Raw genomic sequence first — 4,616 nt, forward strand, 5'->3', positions numbered from 1 at the left:
GGTCGGCACCACAAGATAAGAAATAGCCGTTGGGAGTGGAAGGGGAGTTTAAAAAAAAGGATTGGGCATCCCCGGCTCGATGACCAATGAAGTGGTATTGGGGTGGGAGGGTAGCAGAACGCAACGATCTGACTTGGCGCAATGGTGAACTTTATAATTACTGAAACACCATCAAAAGAGAACAAAACAACAAAAGGGAGAGTATTTGGACGAATAGGAGTCTCTTGCGGTACTCTTTTGATTTCCCTTTATACTTGATAAAAATGGCAATCAGGTTGGGAGTGGAGACTAGCAGCAGAAGTAACCCCGGGAACAATAGAATACTACCAAAGGGATCTTTAAAACCTAAATAGGATTGAATCCCCACCAAGATGTACCGAAAAGCAAAGGGCAGCGTCAGCAAACAGACTATGATACCGACCATTCTATTTTTCATTTTCAATGATCATTGCTTAAAAATACGCTTTACTTAATTCGGTACTTGTTGAATTGTTAGTTGCCTGACGGTTTGGTTAAAGCGCGTTTTATTTCGGTTTATGTTATGCTACAAATTGCTATTCTTTCGATACCCTTATAGGCTTTGCCTCCAATTGATAAGCTTGCATAACTTGCTTGGCTTCTTTTTCAGAAAGGTAATCCAATTCAATATGTGACAATACTTCATCTGCAGGAGCTGAAGATCTCATTAACAAGATCTTATAAACTTCTTTTTTTTCTTCTATGTTCAATTCACCCAGTTGAACATAGCTATTATAAGCATTGGCCATCGTCATCCAAATCTCAATTTCATTATCAGGATTGTAATCTCTCATAAAGTCTTCTATCCATTTTTCTCGACTTGTAGGGTCTACTTCTTTGAATGTGTTGTGCAGGTAGCTGATCTTTTCAATCTGTCCGGAAGTCAATGAATCTTGAATAATCGGACTTAGCTGAATGGTGTTCGGATCAATCCATTCCGTTTTGCCATTTGTTCTCTCAATTTTCTGTTGTTCATTTTGACAACTGACAAGGGCTACAAAAAAAAATAGGTATAGGATTCTATTCATCTCGTTTCTTTTAATTGTATTCAGCTGAGCGGACGGTTTGGTTAAAAGCGTTTATAAACCGCAGGGTAGCTATGTTTTATTAGCCCTTTTTACCCGCTGTTCTTTATTTCTTTCTTCCATCAATTATACTCTGAATTTTATCTTTCATTTCGCCTGAAATTAAGTGTTCCAGCTGTCTGGTTCTTATATTCAAAGCTGATATTACTTGAGGCTCACTTGTTCTTTCAAAGGTAAAATCTTTGTCTTTATCAATTCCAAGTTCTATTGACACAAGGTCTGTTTTTTTCATTGGATCAAAGTCCAATACGGTTTTGTCTTTGAAATCATATTGCTTTAACTGTCTGTCATTGACATAATATGCAAAAAGCGATTGATAATCGTCCGAGTCCATTTGATTATCTGAATTGTCGTCTGTGGAAGTTCCTTTAAATAACAAAACTTCTATTGTGTCGTTTTTCAAAAATGCCCAATGGGTAATAGCTACTTGTTGTTCAAAAAGATTTTGCGTTAACCCCTTGGAGTAGTCTAAATAGACAAAGTTGTTAAATAGTCCGTAATGCGATTGATATCGATATTCTCCGCTTGAAAATTTGAGTCCGCCACCACTTTCAAACCTAATCTTTTCATCTGTTTTAAGGTTTACTTGACCAACGGGGATTAAAAATTTTGTTTGTGCTGTGTCCAGTTGAAATGGCGAATTAAAGGTCACTTCTTGTGTTCGAACAAAACTTGCGCTGTCATTGGTGATTGCCGATGGGTTTTGAATGCGAATTCCGTTGTCATCTGAGTGAGAAAAGTCCATCAATGAGATTATTGCACCACCAATGCCAATAATTAAAGCAAGTCCTGCTGCAATGATTATTGTCGTGCCAATAATTGCAAGTAATTTCTGATTATAGCGAGTTAATTTATCCATTGTGATTTTTGAAAATACGAGTACAGCGGTTCGCGTAAGATGCCGCAGCTGACGGTAGTAAGTTATTCAGGCTTGTACAATGATATGCTCAGTATTTTATTTCATGAGTTGTTCAAATATGTAAGTAATGTCGCAAAAAATACGAGAATCTTTCTCCTCCGGTAGTCGCAATCTTATCCGCCAAATCCATTGTCCGGAAGTATCTTTTAAGTTTGATAATGACAACATTTTTATTCGACCACTTTCATTTTTTTCCACAAGAATTCTTCCTTTTTTAAATTCCAAAATCTCATATAATTCAGGATTAAAATTAGACCTCGCCCAATCGAAAACGTCTTCAGAAGCTAAGTTTCCGGATATGGTCATTGAACATTCGCTTGTGCTATCCTGTATTTTCCATTTCGGGTTTTCACCGTCCATATATCCGTACCAGCTTGATGGAAGTGAGACTTCAAAATCATGAAAATCAGAATAAATGGATGTGTCAGATTCAACCACTTCACATTCCTGCCCAATGATTTCATCGATAGAGATTTGGGCGTAAATCGAATTGCAAGCTAAAACGATTAGAATAACTAAGTAGGTTCTCATTATAATTGAGCAAAACGTTTGGCATAAAAGCATTTCAAGGCTTTTTAGGTTTGGTTAGCTTGCGTTTTTCTTTTTTGCTCAATCCAACGTTTGATTCTATTCCAATATTCCTTAGTTGCTCTCTTTTTTGTGATAGTGTCAATCGAGGAGTTCTTTCGTTCTTTATTTGGCCTTTCAACCATTTCTCACGGTAGTTTTCCCAAGTTTTGTCGTAAGGTCCTGGAAAGTCTCCATCGTCATAACCAAATTGAAAGTTACAATCACAAATATCATATGAAGGAGTTCCATTCAATCCATATGGTCGCCAATCTCTATTTTTTGATTTTGATCCACATACCGGACAATGGCAGAATCCATCGTCACTCACAAAAAGAGCAACAGTGAAATTATAATCCGAATTTGTGACTATCTCTTTTTTCATGGTGAAATCTAACGCTGCGTAGCGGTTGCGTATCTCTCAGGTTATGCCCTATACAGAGTGTTGTAGCGGGTATTTATTTTTTTAAGCTGCAGTTAAAACGTCCTGCTGCTGATATATTTCTCTTTAGTTTGTAATGCTCATTTTCTTCTGCCTCAAGTCTCAGATCACCCGTTAAATGGATAGAGTCCATGGAATTCTTTATGGTTAAACTTACGTGTTTTTTTGTCAGTTTAGAATGAAGTTCAAATTTCCCATCAAACTCAGCAAAGTCGGAGTAGTACACAATAATTGGCTCTACTAAACCATTTTTTTCCGATAGCCTAATACTGAGACCACTATAGTTAGAGCTTTCGAGAGTCACTCCTAAAGAATCTCCATTCCGCCAGCAGGAACATAAATCAAGAGTATCTGAATTGAACGCCTCAGTTATAAAATCTGAAATGATCCTGTCTGAAATCAAAACTTCCGCGTCTCCGTAATACTGTTGAGTGAAATTGTCGGGTCCTTTACAGCTAAGAATAATTAGGAGTGCAGTTATGATAAGTAAGAATCTCATTTATTTTTGGCCCACGCTAAGCTAAGAAACGTGTCCCGAAGGGCATGTTATCTTAGGTATTGTTAGCCAACGTTTTTCTTTTTTTAGATTAATTTAAAACTTTGAACCATCCTTTCTACATCAGGCAAAATTGTTGATTCATCTTCCCTTTTAATAGCACTCACGATGACGTAGCAATAACCGTTTTTGACGACTGCCCACTGGCGCCACGTTATGTTTTTCTCCTTAATGTCAGTCTGATAGAAAAGTCCAGTTTGGTTTGATATTTTTACTTCTTTCATCGAATCTGCAGAGATCTCAGGGTCAAACGGTTTTGCGAATTCTTCAGAAATTCGTCTTAGCGCCTGAATTGAAGTTTCCGATGAGTCAACATGGCCTGCAAAGTAAATGTCCATACCTACTGGCGCTGTTGGTGGTTTATAAAAAATATAACCCTTACGTACTTCTTTAATCCATTCTGGAGCTAAATCCAATTCATAAGGTAATGGTTTCGAGAATAACCAATATTGGTTTTCATGGTCATAACTCCATACACTTGAGGTTTGCTTGGCGATTTCATCGAACAATTCTCGTGGTGATACTTTGAGATCAGGATTAGGAAAAGATTGAAGCTTCGTAGCACCTACTAATGGATTGTCACTGTGTATGATAGCTATATTGACTGAATACAAGTAACTTGAGAATGCATTAAAATCACCAACACCCATCATGCTTGTTGTAATAGTCTTTTTTGACAAAAACTTTTCTTGTTTCTTGGTGAAACTTGAAGATTCCTGAGCATTTAGAATCCCTGCAAAGAATAAGACCCAAAGGGATACTGCGAATACTTTGATTTTGCAGATAAGCTCTTTATTCATTTCGTCCTTTCTTTTATGGTGGCTAACAATTGTATAACACGCACGCGAGTGCGTGTTCAGCTTATGGAATCACCTCTGCACAGCCAGAGCTAGCAGCATTTTTTTATGCCTGCGCTTCCATTCTGCCAAACTGAGGCAATTCACCCCAAAACCTTTCGGAAAGATCCCACTCTTCCTAAATCGGCTTTGGTCGGCACCACAAGATAAGAAATAGCCGTTGGGAGTGGAA

7 protein-coding genes are annotated in these 4,616 nt (G+C 37.7%); all 7 read right to left on the bottom strand.

The window, feature by feature from the left end:
• Nucleotides 1–157: 157 nt before the first annotated feature.
• Nucleotides 158–436, bottom strand: a complete 279-nt coding sequence (locus O3Q51_18250; GenBank protein ID MCZ4410764.1) for a hypothetical protein — start codon at nucleotides 434–436, stop codon at nucleotides 158–160.
• 118 nt (nucleotides 437–554) lie between these two features.
• Nucleotides 555–1,046 (bottom strand): hypothetical protein, encoded by a 492-nt coding sequence (locus O3Q51_18255; protein ID MCZ4410765.1) that lies wholly within the window; start codon nucleotides 1,044–1,046, stop codon nucleotides 555–557.
• A 103-nt stretch (nucleotides 1,047–1,149) separates the two neighbouring features.
• Nucleotides 1,150–1,962, bottom strand: a complete 813-nt coding sequence (locus tag O3Q51_18260) for a hypothetical protein (GenBank protein MCZ4410766.1) — start codon at nucleotides 1,960–1,962, stop codon at nucleotides 1,150–1,152.
• A 96-nt stretch (nucleotides 1,963–2,058) separates the two neighbouring features.
• On the bottom strand, nucleotides 2,059–2,553 hold the full coding sequence (locus O3Q51_18265) for a hypothetical protein (protein ID MCZ4410767.1): 495 nt from the start codon (nucleotides 2,551–2,553) through the stop codon (nucleotides 2,059–2,061).
• Between the two features lie 34 nt (nucleotides 2,554–2,587).
• Nucleotides 2,588–2,974 carry a hypothetical protein gene (locus O3Q51_18270; protein ID MCZ4410768.1) on the bottom strand — a complete coding sequence of 129 codons (387 nt, stop codon included), beginning with the start codon at nucleotides 2,972–2,974 and terminating at the stop codon, nucleotides 2,588–2,590.
• A 73-nt stretch (nucleotides 2,975–3,047) separates the two neighbouring features.
• Nucleotides 3,048–3,530, bottom strand: a complete 483-nt coding sequence (locus O3Q51_18275; GenBank protein MCZ4410769.1) for a hypothetical protein — start codon at nucleotides 3,528–3,530, stop codon at nucleotides 3,048–3,050.
• 83 nt (nucleotides 3,531–3,613) lie between these two features.
• Nucleotides 3,614–4,387, bottom strand: coding sequence for a hypothetical protein (locus O3Q51_18280; GenBank protein MCZ4410770.1), 774 nt, complete (start codon nucleotides 4,385–4,387; stop codon nucleotides 3,614–3,616).
• Between the last annotated feature and the right edge of the window lie 229 nt (nucleotides 4,388–4,616).

Source organism: Cryomorphaceae bacterium 1068, assembly GCA_027214385.1.
Classification (GTDB): Bacteria; Bacteroidota; Bacteroidia; order Flavobacteriales_D; family Cryomorphaceae; genus JAKVAV01.

Bases quoted from the DNA above. Each gene is read 5' to 3' on its own strand.
- O3Q51_18250 (MCZ4410764.1), bottom strand. From the start codon at position 436: ATGAAAAATAGAATGGTCGGTATCATAGTCTGTTTGCTGACGCTGCCC.
- O3Q51_18255 (MCZ4410765.1), bottom strand. From the start codon at position 1,046: ATGAATAGAATCCTATACCTATTTTTTTTTGTAGCCCTTGTCAGTTGT.
- O3Q51_18260 (MCZ4410766.1), bottom strand. From the start codon at position 1,962: ATGGATAAATTAACTCGCTATAATCAGAAATTACTTGCAATTATTGGC.
- O3Q51_18265 (MCZ4410767.1), bottom strand. From the start codon at position 2,553: ATGAGAACCTACTTAGTTATTCTAATCGTTTTAGCTTGCAATTCGATT.
- O3Q51_18270 (MCZ4410768.1), bottom strand. From the start codon at position 2,974: ATGAAAAAAGAGATAGTCACAAATTCGGATTATAATTTCACTGTTGCT.
- O3Q51_18275 (MCZ4410769.1), bottom strand. From the start codon at position 3,530: ATGAGATTCTTACTTATCATAACTGCACTCCTAATTATTCTTAGCTGT.
- O3Q51_18280 (MCZ4410770.1), bottom strand. From the start codon at position 4,387: ATGAATAAAGAGCTTATCTGCAAAATCAAAGTATTCGCAGTATCCCTT.